Source organism: Geomonas ferrireducens, assembly GCF_004917065.1.
In the GTDB taxonomy this organism is placed as follows: Bacteria; Desulfobacterota; Desulfuromonadia; order Geobacterales; family Geobacteraceae; genus Geomonas; species Geomonas ferrireducens.
Genome location: NZ_SSYA01000003.1, coordinates 911,816 through 928,209, shown reverse-complemented (window position 1 = coordinate 928,209; position 16,394 = coordinate 911,816). Strand labels below are relative to the sequence as shown.

Genomic DNA, 16,394 nt, shown 5'->3' with positions numbered 1-16,394 from the left:
AACGTTGGAGATGTTCTTCAGTGAAGCCGAACATGGGTGTTGCAGTGGGAATCGCACATCGCGGCGATCGTGTCGCAAAAGGGAAGTGTAGGCCGACGCCGGCGTCTTTTACCGCAGCAACAATACCGCTGCCAAAGGGACTGTTAGAGAATCCGACAGTACCACGTCGAAGCGTCCTGGTAGACAGGGTTTCATGCGGCAGCGCTTCCTATGTGCCTTCTTTCCGGACCGGCGTAAGACTTTTGATGCTTCGACCTGCGAATCGGATCAATGCCAATGGTCACCCAGCCGGAAGAACGAAGAAATCTGGCAACGACACCGGCCTCTATCAGGCTGTCGAGCATGTAATCCTTCACGTAGTCGTACCTTTTGTTTGTCCAATGCACCTGAACCAGCATGACCGCCCCCCTCGAGCCACAGTTCTCCGTAGCTACAGGTTAAATGCAGGACTTCTGTCAATACCTTTGCAATATTCAGACCCCGCTAAGACTGAAGGAGCCCGATGGACAGGCCACCGGTGCTGTGGTAAATACCGCCAATATGATGGAGCTTGCCGCCAAATACTTGCGTGTGGAACGTGCCGTCATCGCACGCGTACTTCCCTTCGCCCTTTTTATGGCTTTCATAGCGCTGGAGGAGGGGTTGCGCCAGGCCGCACAGCGGCAGTGGGTCACCCTGACCGACCAGGCCTTCTACCTGCTGTATCCGCTAAAGACCATAAGTGTGGCACTGCTGCTTTACGTTGTGCGCTCTGAATTTGAGGAAGAACTGCGATGGAGGGAGCTCCTGAAGCCCGCGGCTTCGTTGGCGGCCGCAGGTGCGGGTGTAATTACCTTCCTGCTCTGGATCAACGTTCAGACTACCCTGCCACTGGTAGGATCCTCGCCCGGCTTCAACCCGATGCTTCTTCCCGAAGGGGCGGTACGGCTCCTTTTAACCGCGATGCGGGTTGCCGGGGCCGTGCTCGTGGTCCCTGTGATGGAGGAGCTTTTCTGGCGCTCCTTTCTGATCCGTTACCTGATCCGTCCCGATTTCCGATCCGTTCCCCTCGGGACCTTCAGTTGGGGTTCCTTCCTGATCACCACGGTCCTCTTCGGACTCGAACACCACTTCTTCCTTGCCGGTATGCTGGCAGGCGCCATCTTCAACGTCGTCCTTTACCGAACCCGAAGCCTCACCCTTTGCATCCTCTCCCACGCCGTCGCAAATCTGGCCCTCTCCATATACGTACTTAAAAGCGGCAACTGGTACTTCTGGTAGCGCAGCTAGAACTGTCCCAGCACCGTGCGGGCCTGCCTCGAAGAGGCACTGAGCAGGTTCTGAGCCTGTTTGTGAGCTTCGGCAAGGCGCAGCATGTTGATACCTTCCTGCCTCAAATCGCCGGAAACGGCCCTGAGCTCCCCGGAGAGGCCGGCGTCATCCCATGCTGCGGAAGATGTGGTTTCGGAGGAGAAGCCTGCCCCGCTGCACGGCTTGGATCGGCGCTGTTCCCGACAGGTTTGTCTGCCCGGATTTTTCATGGCGGCTCCTTGAAGGGTGGGATGGGCGGGACGGCGTGCGCCGTCCCGCCTTCATGGCTAGAACAGCCTCAGGATGGACTGCGCGGCCTGCGAGGACAGGCTGAGCGAGGTGGTACCGAGCGACTGGCGCGTCTGCAGCATCAGCATGTTCGCCCCCTCCTCGTTCATGTCGGCGAGGGTGAGGTTGTCGGCCCCGGTCTGCAGCGTGTTGATCATCTCATCGGTGAAGCTCTGGCGGGTGGTGATGATGTTTAGGTTCGCGGCGAGGGCCTGGGTGTTCACCCTCAGCGTGGAAATTGCGGTATCCATCTTCGCGGTGTCAGTGGTGATGTCCGAAACGCTCTGCCAGTTGCCGCTGGCCGTGGTAAGGCTCAGGCCGTCCGAGCTGGCCAGGAAACCGACGACGTCGAGGGTCGAGCTGGCATCCTCGTTGAAGTTCACCGTGAGCGTGTTGATCGAACTCAGGAGGTTCAACCCACGATACCCGGAGTCGGAGGAGATGTTGTCGATCTGGCTGCGGATGGTGTTGTACTGGTCAGCCAGCTTCGCCTGGACCGTCGTGTCGCTCGTGGAGAGGGCGGACTGGGCGACACCCTTGGCGGCGTTGATGAGGCCGGTGATGGCGGTGATGCCGGCGTTGGTCGCACTCACCGTCTGCACCGCTTCAGACATCCCGTCCTTGCGGTCGGAGAGGTCGCTCGCCCTCTGGTTCGCGTTCTGGGCTGCGAAGTAGTTGGTCGGGTTGTCGAGAGCGCTGTTCACCCTTTTCCCCGAGGAGAGTCTCTGCTGGGTACGGTTCAGCAGCTGGCTCGTGTTCTGCAGGTACAAAAGGTTGGTCCTCATGCCGGCGGTCAAAGAGATATCACTCACTGTCATGGCGTAGCTCCTTTTCTAGGCGACCCGGCGTTCTGCCGGTGGTTTTCCAACCGATGGTCGTCGCAACGGGAAGTATCGCGGAGTGGCCGGTTCCGTGCCCCTCCCGCGCACGACATCTCTCCTTATCGACCGCGGGGAATTATAACTTAAATATTTTTTAATTCGTGAACACAAATAAAAATGCAGGTGGGTTAGTGGCGAGGAGCAGCCCGGGTGCGCAGGGGGCGGCTTGCGAGGCACAGCGAAGAAAAGGTCAAAAACGAGGCGCCGCCCGCACGTGACGGCGCCATAAAGAGTGAAGCTACGGATTATTTTGGGATTGGAAACGCACCACCGCCCCGCCGCCCGCCGCAGCCGTGGTCCCCTTGCGGCGGTTGACGCCCCCCGCGAAGTACAGGGAGCCGTACTTCCCGTAGTGGGTTACCTTCGGCGCGTACTGGAGCGCGGCGCGCTCCGATCCCGGGAGGAACAGGGCGACCGCCCCCTTTTCCGGCGCGGCGCGCATCAGCACCTGGAAGAGCAGGGAGTCTGCCGCCCCCTCCCCCTCCCCTGTCGTGGTCGGGAGTTCCGCACCGGCCGGGATCAGCGAGCGATCCGCGGGTACGCCGCAGATGACGAGGTCGCGGCCCGCCGCTTCCGTCGGCTTCAGTGCGTCCTCGCCGACGATGGGGGCCGTCCCCTGGGAAAGGGAGGCCAGGAAGGTGCGGAAGGTTTCCGGCCGCGCCCGGCAGTCGCGCGCGACCACCCCCATAAGCCGCGTTGAGCCCTTTACGCTGTTCACCGTGGCGGGGATCTCGTCTTGGGCTAAGATCCGGAACAGGTCCGCGGCGGGATCGAGAAGCAGGCGCCCCGGAGCGGTCGCACTGGTCAGCATGAAAGGGGTCTCCTCACGTGCATCGATCCGAACGACCTCGGTCGTCGCCCCCCCTGCCGACTCAATGCGCAGCGGAAGCTCCACGGCGAAAAACGGCGCCGACTGCCGCACCACCCCGTTCACCCGCCACCCCTTACCGTCGCGGCGCAGCGTCACATCCGCCAGCGCGAGGCGCGGGCCGCCGGGACGGGTGAGCCAGGTTCTGAAACCGGAGAGATCGGCCCCGGAGCGCTCCGAGAAGGCGCGCAAGAGGTCGCTCCATGAGGCGTCCCGGTACATCCGCTCCCGGGCCACCTGCCTAAGCCCTGCGAAGAACGCTTCGTCCCCGATATGGCGCCGGGTCATGTGGAACACCATGGCCCCCTTGCCGTAACCGATGGCGCGCGAGGCGGGATCACTGCGGCTGGCAAAGGAGGTGAGCGGGAAGTCGTTTTGCGGCGTGACCAATGAGGCGTAGTCGATGAGGAGCTGCCTGCGGTAGTCGCTCCCCTCCGCCTCCGAGCGGCGCTCCTTGAGCAGGTAGTCCGCCAGGTAAGTCACCAACCCCTCGCACCAGTTCCCCTCCGACGCGTCGACGTCGACGCCGTTACCCCACCAGCTGTGGGCGATCTCGTGGGGAAGGCTCGTGTCGACGATGAACGGAAGCCTGATCACGGAGCCCCCAAGGAGCGTGAAGGAGGGGAAGCCGTAACCCGTCGGGAAGAAGTTTTCCACCACGGCGTACTTCTCGAAGGGGTATGGGCCGAAGAGTTCCTGGTACATGGGAAGGTACCTTGCGACGGCGTCCAGATAGCGCGGGGCGAGCGCGGCGTTGTCGCGCGAGAGATAACTGTAGAGCTTGATCCCTGCGACCTCCCTTTCCTCGACGAGGTAGGGGCCGGCGCAGAGGGAAAGGATCCCGACCGGCCGCGCCTCGCGCCAGACGGAGCGGGTCACCCCGCCTGAGGTCTCCCGGGAGAGACGCGCTCCGAAGGTGACCGCCTCGATTCCGGCGGGGGCCTCGACCTGCACCGTCCGGCTTTGCGGCACCTGCTCCGGCACCGGGTACCAAAGTGCGCCCCCCCCGAGGAAGGTACCCTCTTCGCCGATGGACGCGTTCACCCCGTAGCTCGGGTCCTCGGCCGCCTGGTTGCGTGAGACTTCGTCGTGGAAGCTCACCCGCCATGAGACGGTCACCGTTGCCGCACGGCCGGCAAGATCGAGGGTAAGAGAGCCCGAGTCGAAGCGCCAGGGGACCTTCACCCCCCCGGCGTCCCGGACCGACTCGATGCGCGCCGCCGGGGCGAGGGCGAGGCTGGCCTGCTTCGCCACCCCGGCAAGAGTGAGCACGGTCACACCACGCAGCTCGTGCATTGCCGGGTCTAGGACGACCCTTATCTCCTGGCTCGCGACCTTAGGCGCTGCGTCTTCTGCACAAAGGCCGAAGAGCGGCTGGAACAGCATGACCAAAAGAAAGGAAATAAACCCGATTCCCCTCACGCTCACCTCCGGGCGCCAGGCGCCGGCTCCTCCGCTGCGGAAGGAGCAATTATGTTTGTGATCTCGCATGGGTTGGTGTAACCTGCAGCGTGCCATTTTACGGGGCAACGCCCCACGGGAGCCGCATCATGTCCAAGTTAGCCGCTTGCCTGCTCTTCATCATCGTGTCCCTGGTGCTTCCGGTTGCCGCACCGGCCGGAGAGAACATCACGCGCCTAAGCGACGGAAAACAGGTCGCCATGCGACAGGTCGTCGCCCAGGCCGCAAAGTCGGATCTGGTCCTCGTCGGCGAAGTGCACGACAACAAGGCGCACCACGCCCTGCAGCTCGAGGTGCTCCGCGCCATGAAAAAAGAGGGTATCCCCATCGCCATCGGCATCGAGGCAATGCAGGCGGACAGCCAGGGGGACCTGGACGCCTTCATCGCCGGGAAGATGAGCGAAGAGCGGTTCAAAGAGGTCTTTGCCCGAAACTGGTCCTACGACTGGGGGCTTTACCGGGACATTTTCGTCTTCGCGAAGGAAAACGGGATCCACATGATAGCGCTCAACCTCCCGAAGGAGCTGGTGGTCAAGGTTTCGCGCCGCGGCTATGCCGCGCTCACCGATGAGGAGAAAAAGAGCCTCCCGCAGGGGACGATGTGCGACCTGAACAACCCGCACACCGAGTTTCTCAAGAAATCTTTCGGCGAGGTGTTCAAGCACGTCACCAACGGGCGCGTCTTCGAGTACTTCTGCGAGGCCCAGACCCTGCGCAACAGCGGCATGGCGACCAACATCCGCGCTTATTTGAAAAAGGCGCCCAAGACGAAGGTAGTGGCGTTCACCGGGATCTGGCACGCCGTGAAAAATGCCATCCCGGAACAGCTTTCCCGCAACGGCTCACCCCTTGCGAGCCTCGTCATCATGCCGGAGATCAACGAATTCAAGGGAGGCGAGGCCTCCCCCGAGGTGATCGACTACCTGGTCAGCTTCACCGCTCTGTAACGCGTGCCACATTAAGTCCATTTCCCGCCGATTGCAAGCGCACATCACAGAAGCTTGTTCCACATGAGCGTGAAGCCGCTGCCGGAGCGTCCCTCCCGCATCACCCCAGATTCGTAACTCCACGCGAGGTAGAGCGAAGAGTTCCACAAAAACGCGCTGTCCAGTGCGACCGTTGCCGCGCCACCCTGGCGGTCCCTGAAGGTCACCCGGTCCACCGCCTCGGCACGGGAGCGGTCCGCCCAGATGTACGATCCCAGGGCGCTCAGGTAGAGGAAAAAGGTGAGCTCACGGCGGTAGCCGGCAGTGGCGGTCGCGTATCCCCGGGCCAGCACCTGGTCGAAGACGACACCGCTGTAGTGCGGCCAGGCGAGGTCGTACTGCTCGCTGGGAAAGGGCGTGCCGTTGATGCGGAAAGCGTTGAAGCTGTCTCCCTTCCCTGCACCGGTGATCCCGCCGTACAGGGCGAAAAGGAACCGGTCCCTATCTGAAGAGATCCCCGGCACGCCGTAGGCACCGACCAGGTGCCCGCGAAACTGCGCGTAGTTGCGGTTACCGCTTCCTCCCTCCTCGCCGCGCCACCGGTCCCGGTGCGTGAAGTCCAGGTCGAACCCGGCCGCAACCCCCTTGTGGGGGAGCTCCAGGAGGTTTCTGCGCAGGCCATCGAAGCGACAGCGCAGCCTGGCGCCGAGAAGCGCCGTGTCCGGTGGGACCCAGAGCCCGGGGGAGGTATCCCCTTCCCGGTGGGCGTAAAAGTATCCGGCGCGGGCTAAAAGCTGCACCCTGAAATCGTTGTCAACCTGGAAAGGTGACACGGGGGTTCGGTAGCCTATCCCCGCCGCACCGATGAGGGTGCCGAAGTAGAGCGAGGTCCCCCGCACCTCTTCGCCGTGGTTGATCTCACGCTCCGCCACTGGGAGGGTCTCGTTCTCGAACTGCGCCACCACGTCCAGGCCGCCTGCGTCGCGGTCATACTCGATTTCGTTCACAAAGAGCGCGATCATGGCGCGGGCGTGCGAGCGCTCGGTGACGCGCCGGTGAAAGAAGGCGGCGACCGGCAGCGCAGATGTCTGTCCCTGGGGGGGCTCAAGAAGGGATGCGCCGAGGGTGATGGAGTTCATCCGGGCGCGATCGACCGCCGGGATCTCGACCTCGCGCCCCATGAAGGTGACCCGTCCCGGCTCACCCGCCAGCGGGGTGTGGTACTCACCGTCCCCATCGGCGCGGCACGGTGAGGCGAGCACGCAGAGGATGCAAAAAGGGAGCACGCCGCGAAACATAGCCCCTATCCGGCTTCCCGACCGTAACGAGCGCGCCGTGCCGCGCGCCACTCTTTCCTCGCCCCCTTTTCCCCCACTACTACGTCTTACGACCCGTCTCCATGTCCCTGTAGTCCTTCCGTCCACGCTTGTCATGGCCGCCTCCTAATCCTGGTGGTTGACATCCCCCGCACGAACACCCGCTACACTATAATTGTATTTCCTTAACCATCAACCTAAGAGCTTTTTTCCGGCTTGACAGGGCATGGTTACCATACGGTAAAGTTCTCATCAGATAACCAAGAGTTGGAGGTGGGCTAAATGGTAGAGCTGACCGCGCGGCAAAAGGAAGTGCTGGAGATCGTGTCCCGGCACATAGAGGAGTACGGCTACCCCCCCACCCTGCGTGAGATCGGTGCGAAGCTAGGGGTGAGCGGCACGCTCGGGGTTCTGAAGCACCTGGACGCCCTGGAGCGCAAGGGATACCTGCGCCGGCAGGAGGGAAGCACGCGCGGCATCACCCTGAGCCAGCAGGGACAGGGGGTCCCCCTCCCCATCGTCGGCCAGGTCCGGGCGGGCACCCTGCACCCCGCGATAGAGGACATCGAGGGGCACTTCACCATCGATCGCTCACAGATGGACAAGGGGGGGACCTTCTTCCTGCGTGTCAAGGGGGATTCCATGATCCACGCCCACATCGTGGAGGGGGACCTGGCGCTGGTGCGCCCGCAGCCCGACGCCCACAACAAGGACATCGTGGTCGCCATGGTGGGCGGAGAAGCCACCCTGAAGCGCTTTTACCGGGAGGCGGACCGGATCAGGCTCCAGCCGGAAAACCCGAACTACGACCCGATCATCGTGCACGAGGGGGATGGCGAAGTCTCGATCGTAGGGAAAGTGGTTGGCATCTACCGGCAGATGGAGTAATTTCATGCAGCGCTTTTGTGAGAGCATCAGGGTGGCCGCCGTCTTCTCGCCGGGGACCAGGGTAAAGCCGGTCTGGTTCGAGTGGCGGCGTCATCGGCACGCGGTGACGCGCTGGCCCTACTTCTGGAAGGACACCCTCGGAGGCGCGACGAGGCTGCACTTCGCGGTCTGCGACGACAGCAACCTCTACGAAATCGTGTACGACACCTCGGACCAGAACTGGACCCTCGTGGGGGTCGAGGAGCAGTAAGACGTGGCAGAAAACCGGATCATCCTGCACATCGACATGAACGCGTTCTTCGCCTCGGTGGAGCAGCAGTCCAACCCCGCCCTGCGCGGCAAGCCGGTGGCGGTGATCGGCGCGGCCAAGCGCACCATCATCACCACCTGTTCCTACGAGGCGCGCGCCTATGGGGTGAAGACCGGGATGAATACCTGGGAGGCGCGGCAAAAGTGCCGGGATCTGATCTTCGTGGTCGGCAACAACCGGAAGTACTCCTACACTTCAAAGCAGATCATCGGCATCATGCGCGAGTACACCCCGCTCGTCGAAGTTTTCTCGATCGACGAGGCGTTTCTGGACGTGACGGGATGCCTAAGCCTCTTCGGCTCGCCGGAAAACATCGCGAGCCTCATCAAGGAGCGCATCCGGGAGCGTTTCGGCCTCACCTGCTCCGTCGGCATCGCCCCCAACAAGCTCCTTGCGAAGCTCGCCTCGGACATGCAGAAGCCGGACGGCCTCACCGTCATCGCACCGCAAGAGGTGGCGCGTGTCATGGAGCGGGTCCCGATCAAGGATCTCTGCGGCATTGGGGCGAAGACGCACCAGCAGCTCACCAAGTTCGGCATCAAGACCTGCGGCGAGCTCGGGCGCTTTCCGCTGGGGGTGCTCAGGAAAACTTTCGGGGTGACCGGGGAGAAGCTGCACTACATGGGGCTTGGCGTCGACGACGCTCCGGTCGTCGCCGAGGAGGATGCCGACGAGGTGAAAAGCGTCGGGCACAGTACGACCCTCGACACCGACATCACCGAGCGCTCCGAGATCCTACTGTACCTGTTGCAGCTCTCCGAGATGGTGGGGAGAAGGGCCAGAAAGCACGGGGTTGCGGGGAGGACGGTGACCCTCACGGTGCGCTACGCGGACTTCACCACCTTTTCCAGACAGGCAAGCCGCGCCGAGCCTACCAGCAACAGCGACGAAATCTACCGCGATGCGGTGCAGATCCTCGACCAGCTCGACCTCACCCAGCCGGTGCGGCTGTTGGGCGTCAGAATCACGAACCTCACCTACCACACCGAACAGCTGCCGCTTTTCGATTCCGAGCGCAAAAAGGCGCTCGTCGCGAGCGCCATGGACCGCGTCAACAACCGGTACGGGGATTTTTCGGTCACCTTCGGGACCCTTTTAGGTAAGGAGTGCGGGGCGAAAGTGATCTCCCCCGCGTGGAAGCCTGAAGGGGTGCGCAACGTGGATGCTGATTGAGAGGAATGGGTGCCGATAAGCTCCGGCAACCTTAGCTCCTTCCCCCCCTAGAACCCAGGCACCCCGGTAGGTACCTGGTCCCAGTAGGTGACGGAACCGTTATGCCAGCGCACGATCTGCACGGTCTCGTCCTGCGAGATCACCACGGCGATCGCCTGGTGCAGCTTCTGGCAGATCCTGTAGGCGGCCCGGTGCCTCGTCCCCACCCCCTCGCTTAGCACCGGCTCGCACTGTTCCCCCTCCGTGTCAAGGGCATGCGACACCATGCCGACGCTGTCCAGATCCCCCGAGATAACCCCGCCGAAACCGAGCAACTCCTGGCGCTTGGTGATGACGACCGCCCCATCCACCGCCGAGAGTGCCGCGATGAAATGCGCCACGTCGAAGATCGCCTCGTCCAGAAGGGCGATCGCCTCGTTCTTGCTCGTCACGTACTCGTGCCACCCCACCTTCCGTTCGGGATGTTCCGGGTCACCGTAGCTCTCGGCGAGGGTGTTCATGATGCGCAGGGTGAGGGAGAGGAAGCGTTGCCTGGAATCGAACTCCAGGAACTGGTACTTGACCGAGAGGTACTGGTTCTCCTGCATGATCTCATCGGCCATCTCGGGGGGGAGGTAGACGAGCAGCCCCCCGTGGTTCGAGTTCCTGATCACGCTGATGATGCGCCTGAGCGCCTGCTGCCCGATGTTGCTGCCAAAGTCGGGGTCGAGTTCGGCCCAAGGGCGCTCGGCGCGCCTGCGCGCGCTGCGGTGCAGCGCGAAGGTCTCCTCGTTCAGGGCGGCGAGGCTCTTTCCGAACCAGCGGGAGTTGAAAACGTCGATGGTCGGACAGTTGATCTGCCCGCCGTTCAAGGATGCGATGATTTCGTCACCGGCGCACACCGAGATCTGCCCCGGGCCGGTGACGTAGACCACGAGGCTCTGCGGCAAGGGGGGAGAGGTCTTCCGGCCGCCGTACACGGCGTGCATCCAGCGGGTTCCCGAGTGCAGCAGCCCCCAGATCTGAGCCCCGTGCACCGCATCGATGCAGATGCCGATGAGGGTCCGGTAGAAGTCCGCGGCGGGGGCCAAGCGATGCAGCTCGTACTCGTTGAAGGGACGGGTCCTCGAGAAGATGAGCCGGTGCATCCCCGTGGGGGGGCCCTCATGGGCTGCGAAGAGGTAGGAGTCCCGGATGATCAGGCGGAACATCACCGGGCGCTCCTCCTCGCGCAAAAGGCTCGCCTGATAACAGGTCGAGATCACCTGTTCGAAAATGCCGCGCTCGGGAAGCGTGAAGCCCCCCGGTTCCGCCTCGGGGCAGACCCGGGTCACGAAGGCCCGGTCCTGCCACCTCTCGAAGACGAAAGCGACGAGATCTTTCGGGTAGCAGTGCCCTGCATTCAGGCTGTGGGCTTGGGTCCGTCTCATGTCGCCACCTCGACCGGTTACAGGCACCAGACCCGGATGCCGGCCGATGCCATCTGCCGCCCGTCGTAGATCCCCTTCACGTCGATCAACACCGGGTTTTCCACCATGAGGCTCGCGAACTTGGCCGGCGTCCAGTTGCGGTAGACGTCATGCGCCACCGCCACGATGACCGCGACCGCCGGTTGCAGCCTTTCCGGCTCTTTCAAGCTGACGCCGTAGGCGCTCTTCGCCTCCTGCGGGTCCGCCATCGGGTCGCAGACCTGCACGTTCAGTCCGTAGTCCCAGAGCTCGCCCAGGATGTCGACCACCTTCGAGTTCCTGAGGTCAGGGCAGTTCTCCTTGAATGTGAGTCCGAGCACGGTGACGTAGGAGCCGAGCACGTGGTGCCCCGCCCGGATGATCTCCTTAACCGCGCGCTGCGCCACGAACTTCCCCATGCCGTCGTTGATGCGCCGTCCGGCCAGGATCACCTGCGGGATGTAGCCGATCTTCTCGGCCTTGTGGGTCAGGTAGTAGGGGTCAACCCCGATGCAGTGCCCACCCACGAGCCCGGGGCGGAAGTCCAGGAAGTTCCACTTGCTCCCTGCCGCGGCAAGCACCTCACCGGTGTCGATCCCCATCCGGTCGAAGATGAGAGCCAGCTCGTTCATGAGGGCGATGTTCAGGTCGCGCTGCGTGTTCTCGATCACCTTCGCCGCCTCGGCCACCTTGATGGAAGGTGCCCGGTGCACCCCCGGCGTCACCACCTCCGAGTAGACCTGCGCCACTATGTCGAGGGTGGCGGCATCCTGCCCGGAGACGACTTTCAGTATGTTGGTGAAGGTGTGCTCGCGGTCCCCCGGGTTGATCCGTTCCGGGCTGTACCCCACGGTGAAATCCTCCGGGCTCTTGAGCCCCGATACCCGCTCCAGGATCGGCAGACAGACCTCCTCGGTCACCCCCGGATATACCGTCGATTCGTAGACGACCACGTCCCCCTTCTTGAGCGCGCGCCCCACCGTATCCGAGGCGCTGCACAAAAGCGAGAGATCCGGCTGGTTCGCCGGATCTACCGGGGTCGGGACCGCAACAACGTGGAAATCCGCCTGTTTGAGATCCTCGATCCGGTCGGTGAAGACTATGTCGGTTTCGGTGAGATCCGCCACGGCCACCTCGCCGGTGCGGTCTTTCCCGGTGCTCAGTTCCTCGATCCTTTTCGCGTTGATGTCAAAGCCGATGGTGCGCTGCACTTTTCCGAAGGCCAACGCAACCGGCAGACCGACATAGCCCAACCCCACCACCGAAACCTTGCGTCCATGTCCCATACAGCACCTCCCTTGCCGGCTACCGGTTTGCCGGCTTTGCGACTGCCGTTCCTGCGGCACTCATCCCGCCGTGTGAGCCGCCCTGGACGGGTCGGCCGTAAAAACATTAGGCGATTCTAAGCCATACAAACCAAAACTCCAGAGATGGGAGGCAAAAAAATTGGCCTTACCCCCTATATCCCGCCATGAAGTCGGGCATCCCGACCGCGTTATGGAGGCCAATCTCCCCGAAACGGACGCAAGCGGCACCGTCGTCAAGGGCGAGGCTGCGAAGCTTTACATGGTGCCGCGATTTTGCTAAGATGCCCCGCGTTTCTCTTCCCCGAAAAGGTTCCCAAATGTCTGAAATAACACCTATGATGCGGCAGTTCCTCGAGATCAAGGCTGAACATCCCGACGCGATCCTCTTTTTCAGATGCGGCGACTTCTACGAGATGTTCCTCGATGATGCGGTGAAAGCCTCCCGCATCCTCGGTATCACCCTCACCTCGCGCGGCAAAAACGCCGACGGATCCGAAGTCCCGCTTTGCGGCGTCCCCTATCACTCCTGCGCCCCGTACATCGCGAAGCTGGTCGAGGCGGGCGAAAAGGTGGCCATCTGCGAGCAGGCCGAAGACCCGAAACTCGCCAAGGGGATCGTCAAGCGCGAGGTGGTGCGGGTGGTCACCCCCGGCCTCGTCGTCGAGGACGCCTCGCTCTCCCCGAAGGAAAACAACTACCTCTTAGCCCTTTGCTGCGACGGCGAGTGCTACGGCCTTTCCTACCTGGACCTCTCCACCGGTGAATTCCGGGTCACCGAACTCGCCGGGCTGCAGGCAGCACTCGCCGAGGTGGCGTGCATCGCGCCGCGCGAGATCATCCTCCCCGCCACCTTCCGTGAAGAGCCGAAGGCGAAGGATGTGGCGCATCTGAAAAATGACCGCAGCCTCACCTTCTTCGAGGAGTGGGTCTACGATGCCGACTACTGCAAACGTCTGATCGGCAACCAGTTCAAGGGCGCCACCGCCGAGACGCTCGGGTGCGAGGGGCTCCCCACCGCTCTGCTCGCCGCCGGAGCGATCCTGCACTACCTGGTCGACACCCAGAAGGGGAACGCGCCGCACGTGACCGGGATAACCCCCTACAGTGAGAGCCAGCACCTCCTCCTGGACGAGTCCACGAGGCGCAACCTGGAGCTGACCGCCACCATCTCCGAGGGGAAACGCAGAGGTTCCCTTCTGGGGCTCATGGACCGGACCGTGACCGCGATGGGGGGGAGAAAACTCAAGCAGTGGATCAACTACCCCCTCATGGACCTCGCGAAGATCCGCCTGCGTCAGGATGCGGTGCAGGAACTGATCGAGGCTCCCGGGGTGCGCGCGGAGCTGAAGAACCTCCTCTCCGGGGTCTACGACCTCGAGCGGCTGAACGGACGCATTAGCCTCGCCTCCGCCTCGGCCAAGGATCTCGCCGCCCTCAACTCATCGCTCTCGAGGCTTCCCGGCATCAAGGAGAAACTCGCCGAATGCGGCGCGCCGTATCTGAAGGAGCTTGACGCCGGCATCGACCCCCTTACCGAGATCTGCGACCTGATCACCCGCGCCATCGTCGAGGATCCTCCTTTCGTGCTGCGCGATGGGGGCATCATCGCAGACGGCTATAACGGCGAGCTCGACGAGCTGCGCGCCATAAGCCGCGAGGGGAAGGGTTTCATCGCCCGCCTTGAGGCACAGGAGAAGGCGCGCACCGGGATCACCTCGCTGAAGATCCGCTACAACAAGGTCTTCGGCTACTACATCGAGGTAACGAAGGCGAACGTCTCGTCCATCCCCGAGGACTACATCCGGAGACAGACCCTCGCCAACGCCGAGCGCTACATCACGCCGGAGCTCAAGGAGTACGAGGAGAAGGTGCTGGGCGCCGAGGACAGGATCAAGGACCTCGAGTTCGCCCTGTTCCAGGAGGTGCGCGAGGCCGCTGCGGCCCAGGGTGAGCGGATCGCCAGAAGCGCGGACCGCCTCGCCTGTCTGGACGTCATAGCCTCGATCGCCGAACTCGCCCACGACAAGGGGTACTGCCGTCCGGAGGTGCACGAGGGGACCGAGCTCTCCATCACCGAGGGGAGACACCCCGTCATCGAGGACCTCTACGCCGCCGAGCGCTTCGTCCCGAACGACACGCTCCTCGACAACGGCGAGAACCAGCTGATCATCATCACCGGCCCGAACATGGCGGGTAAGTCAACCTTCATGCGCCAGGTAGCCCTCATCACCCTGATGGCGCAGATGGGCAGCTTCGTTCCGGCCGAGCGGGCGCGCATCCCGCTCGTGGACAGGATCTTCACCCGCGTCGGCGCCTCGGACAACCTGGCCCGCGGGCACTCGACCTTCATGGTGGAGATGATGGAGAGCGCCGCCATATTAAGGGGAGCCACGGCGAAGAGTCTCGTCATCCTGGACGAGATCGGCCGGGGCACCTCCACCTTCGACGGCGTCTCCATCGCGTGGGCCGTCGCCGAATTCCTGCACGACAACAAGGCGCATGCCGCGAAGACGCTTTTCGCCACCCACTACCACGAGTTGACCGAACTCGCCGTCACGCGCCAAGGCATCAAGAACTTCAACATCGCGGTCCGCGAGTGGAACGAACGCATCATCTTCCTGAGAAAGATCGTTCCTGGCGGCGCCTCGCACTCCTACGGCATCCAGGTCGCACGCCTGGCCGGGCTGCCGCAGGCGGTTATCGACCGGGCCAAGGAGATACTCCTCAACCTGGAAAAGGGGGAGTACGGCGAGGGGGGCGTTCCGCGCCTGGCGCGCGGCAAGAAGGCCCCCGTCCCGTCCCCGCAACTGTCGCTATTCGATGCCGGCGAGGATCTCATCAGGGAGAGGCTGAAAGAGGTGGAAGTGGCGCTCTTAACGCCGCTCGAGGCGCTCAACCTCGTGGATGAACTAAAAAGGATGATGTGAGATGAAACGCAGGGAGTTCGTTAAATACCTCGGGCTGATCCCCCCTTACTACCGGTGGCTTGCTTGCCGGACGCTGGCGGCCCAGGGCGGGATGCTGCTCTCCCCCTGGCTCGTCGAGGCGGCGGGCGCCGCGCCGCTTACCGGTCTTACCCCGGTGACCGAACTCAGGCACTGGTCCACCCCGGACTACACCCGCGTATCCATAGCCGCTGACAAGGAGGTGGCATTCGAGCATCACAAGCTTCCCGGCCGCCTTTATCTCGACCTGCCGGGTACCCACCTAAACCCCGGCGTGAAAGACTTGACCGTCGGTGACGGACTTTTAAAAAGCGTCCGCATCGCCCAGTTCGCCCCCTCCACGGTCAGGGTCGTTCTCGATCTGGACAGCATCAAGGAATACAAGGTCTTCACCTTCTCGGATCCCTACCGCATCATCATCGACATCAAGGGAGACCGCAGGCAGGAGATCTCGGCCTCCCGGGAGGTGATCGAGAGCACCCCGGCCGAACCGAAGCAGGCCGACAAGCTCACCGCGCCCGAGAAGCCGCAGAAGGCAAAGGAGCCCAAAAGGTTCAAGCCGGGTAGGATCAGGAGGATCGTGGTCGACCCGGGGCACGGCGGGCACGACCCGGGCGCGGTCAGCCCCTCTGGCACGAGGGAGAAGGACATCGTGCTGCAGATCGGCCTGGACCTGGCCCGTAAGATCCGCGAAGAGCTCGGAATCGATGTCGTGATGACCCGCTCCACCGACGTCTTCATCGAGCTGCAGGAGAGAACCGCGATCGCCAACAAGGTGGGGGCCGATCTTTTCGTCTCAATCCACGCGAACGCCTCGCTGAACCACGGCGCCAACGGCATCGAGACCTACTATCTGAACCTCGCCAAGACCGAGAAGGTGGCGCAGTTGGCCGCCAAGGAAAACGGCACAAGCCTTGAGAAGGTAAGCACCCTGCAGGCCGTCCTTTTCGACCTGATGGCGAACTACAAGCTGAACGACTCCGCGCATCTCGCGGAGGAGGTACAGAAGGCACTGCACAAAAAGGCGCTCTCGGCGTACCCGACGGTGAAGAACCTCGGAGTGAAGCAGGGCCCCTTCTACGTACTCGTGGGTGCTACCATGCCGAGCATCCTGGTGGAGACCGCGTTTTTGAGCAACGAGCGGGACGAACAGAAGCTCAAGGACCCGCACTACCAGGAGGTGACCGCCGACGGCATCTTAGCCGGCATCAAGGGGTACATCACCGCATTGAACAAGGCACCCGCCTGAGAGACAAGACACCTTCCAAACGCAAAAAGGCCGGCTTTTAAGCCGGCCTTTTCCATTTTTCATCC

Annotated in this window: 14 protein-coding genes; 7 read left to right on the top strand and 7 right to left on the bottom strand. The window is 62.9% G+C overall.

Annotation, left to right across the window (positions count from 1 at the left end; all coding sequences use genetic code 11):
* Positions 1-191 precede the first annotated feature (191 nt).
* Entirely contained in the window at positions 192-398 is a 207-nt protein-coding gene (locus E8L22_RS19935) for a GSU3473 family protein (RefSeq protein ID WP_136526842.1), read from the bottom strand.
* Between the two features lie 43 nt (positions 399-441).
* On the opposite strand from E8L22_RS19935, the gene E8L22_RS19930 reads away from it, so the two are divergent.
* On the top strand, positions 442-1,260 hold the full coding sequence (locus tag E8L22_RS19930; RefSeq protein WP_246044810.1) for a CAAX prenyl protease-related protein: 819 nt from the start codon (positions 442-444) through the stop codon (positions 1,258-1,260).
* A gap of 5 nt (positions 1,261-1,265) precedes the next feature.
* Here the strand turns inward: E8L22_RS19930 and E8L22_RS19925 are convergent, their stop codons facing one another.
* The 3 genes from E8L22_RS19925 to E8L22_RS19915 all read right to left on the bottom strand — a co-directional run bounded on the left by E8L22_RS19925 (position 1,266) and on the right by E8L22_RS19915 (position 4,749).
* Positions 1,266-1,520, bottom strand: a complete 255-nt coding sequence (locus E8L22_RS19925) for a hypothetical protein (RefSeq protein ID WP_136526841.1) — start codon at positions 1,518-1,520, stop codon at positions 1,266-1,268.
* Between the two features lie 57 nt (positions 1,521-1,577).
* On the bottom strand, positions 1,578-2,396 hold the full coding sequence (locus E8L22_RS19920; RefSeq protein WP_136526840.1) for a flagellin N-terminal helical domain-containing protein: 819 nt from the start codon (positions 2,394-2,396) through the stop codon (positions 1,578-1,580).
* Between the two features lie 301 nt (positions 2,397-2,697).
* Entirely contained in the window at positions 2,698-4,749 is a 2,052-nt protein-coding gene (locus E8L22_RS19915; RefSeq protein WP_136526839.1) for a M1 family metallopeptidase, read from the bottom strand.
* Between the two features lie 128 nt (positions 4,750-4,877).
* On the opposite strand from E8L22_RS19915, the gene E8L22_RS19910 reads away from it, so the two are divergent.
* Positions 4,878-5,735, top strand: a complete 858-nt coding sequence (locus E8L22_RS19910; RefSeq protein ID WP_136526838.1) for a ChaN family lipoprotein — start codon at positions 4,878-4,880, stop codon at positions 5,733-5,735.
* A gap of 44 nt (positions 5,736-5,779) precedes the next feature.
* On the opposite strand, the gene E8L22_RS19905 is transcribed toward E8L22_RS19910, so the two are convergent.
* Positions 5,780-7,012, bottom strand: coding sequence for a porin (locus E8L22_RS19905; RefSeq protein WP_198420196.1), 1,233 nt, complete (start codon positions 7,010-7,012; stop codon positions 5,780-5,782).
* Positions 7,013-7,312: 300 nt separating this feature from the next.
* On the opposite strand from E8L22_RS19905, the gene lexA reads away from it, so the two are divergent.
* Genes lexA through dinB form a run of 3 tightly spaced genes read left to right on the top strand, consistent with a single transcriptional unit; the run spans position 7,313 to position 9,401 of the window.
* Positions 7,313-7,918 (top strand): transcriptional repressor LexA, encoded by a 606-nt coding sequence (gene lexA / locus E8L22_RS19900; RefSeq protein WP_136526837.1) that lies wholly within the window; start codon positions 7,313-7,315, stop codon positions 7,916-7,918.
* Positions 7,919-7,922: 4 nt separating this feature from the next.
* Positions 7,923-8,168 (top strand): hypothetical protein, encoded by a 246-nt coding sequence (locus tag E8L22_RS19895; RefSeq protein ID WP_136526836.1) that lies wholly within the window; start codon positions 7,923-7,925, stop codon positions 8,166-8,168.
* A gap of 3 nt (positions 8,169-8,171) precedes the next feature.
* Positions 8,172-9,401 (top strand): DNA polymerase IV, encoded by a 1,230-nt coding sequence (gene dinB / locus E8L22_RS19890; RefSeq protein WP_136526835.1) that lies wholly within the window; start codon positions 8,172-8,174, stop codon positions 9,399-9,401.
* A gap of 47 nt (positions 9,402-9,448) precedes the next feature.
* Here dinB and E8L22_RS19885 read toward each other — a convergent pair whose 3' ends face one another.
* Both E8L22_RS19885 and E8L22_RS19880 read right to left on the bottom strand, forming a co-directional pair.
* Entirely contained in the window at positions 9,449-10,810 is a 1,362-nt protein-coding gene (locus tag E8L22_RS19885) for a putative sensor domain DACNV-containing protein (RefSeq protein ID WP_136526834.1), read from the bottom strand.
* A 17-nt stretch (positions 10,811-10,827) separates the two neighbouring features.
* The gene (locus E8L22_RS19880) at positions 10,828-12,114 is read right to left on the bottom strand and encodes a nucleotide sugar dehydrogenase (RefSeq protein ID WP_136526833.1); all 1,287 of its coding nucleotides are present in this window, start codon (positions 12,112-12,114) and stop codon (positions 10,828-10,830) included.
* Positions 12,115-12,452: 338 nt separating this feature from the next.
* Between E8L22_RS19880 and mutS the strand changes: the two genes are divergently transcribed.
* Together mutS and E8L22_RS19870 are read left to right on the top strand one after the other, a co-directional pair.
* The gene (gene mutS / locus E8L22_RS19875) at positions 12,453-15,062 is read left to right on the top strand and encodes a DNA mismatch repair protein MutS (protein ID WP_136526832.1); all 2,610 of its coding nucleotides are present in this window, start codon (positions 12,453-12,455) and stop codon (positions 15,060-15,062) included.
* Position 15,063: 1 nt separating this feature from the next.
* A complete protein-coding gene (locus tag E8L22_RS19870) occupies positions 15,064-16,329 on the top strand; it encodes an N-acetylmuramoyl-L-alanine amidase (RefSeq protein WP_136514408.1) in 1,266 nt (421 codons plus the stop codon).
* The last annotated feature ends 65 nt before the right edge of the window (positions 16,330-16,394 follow it).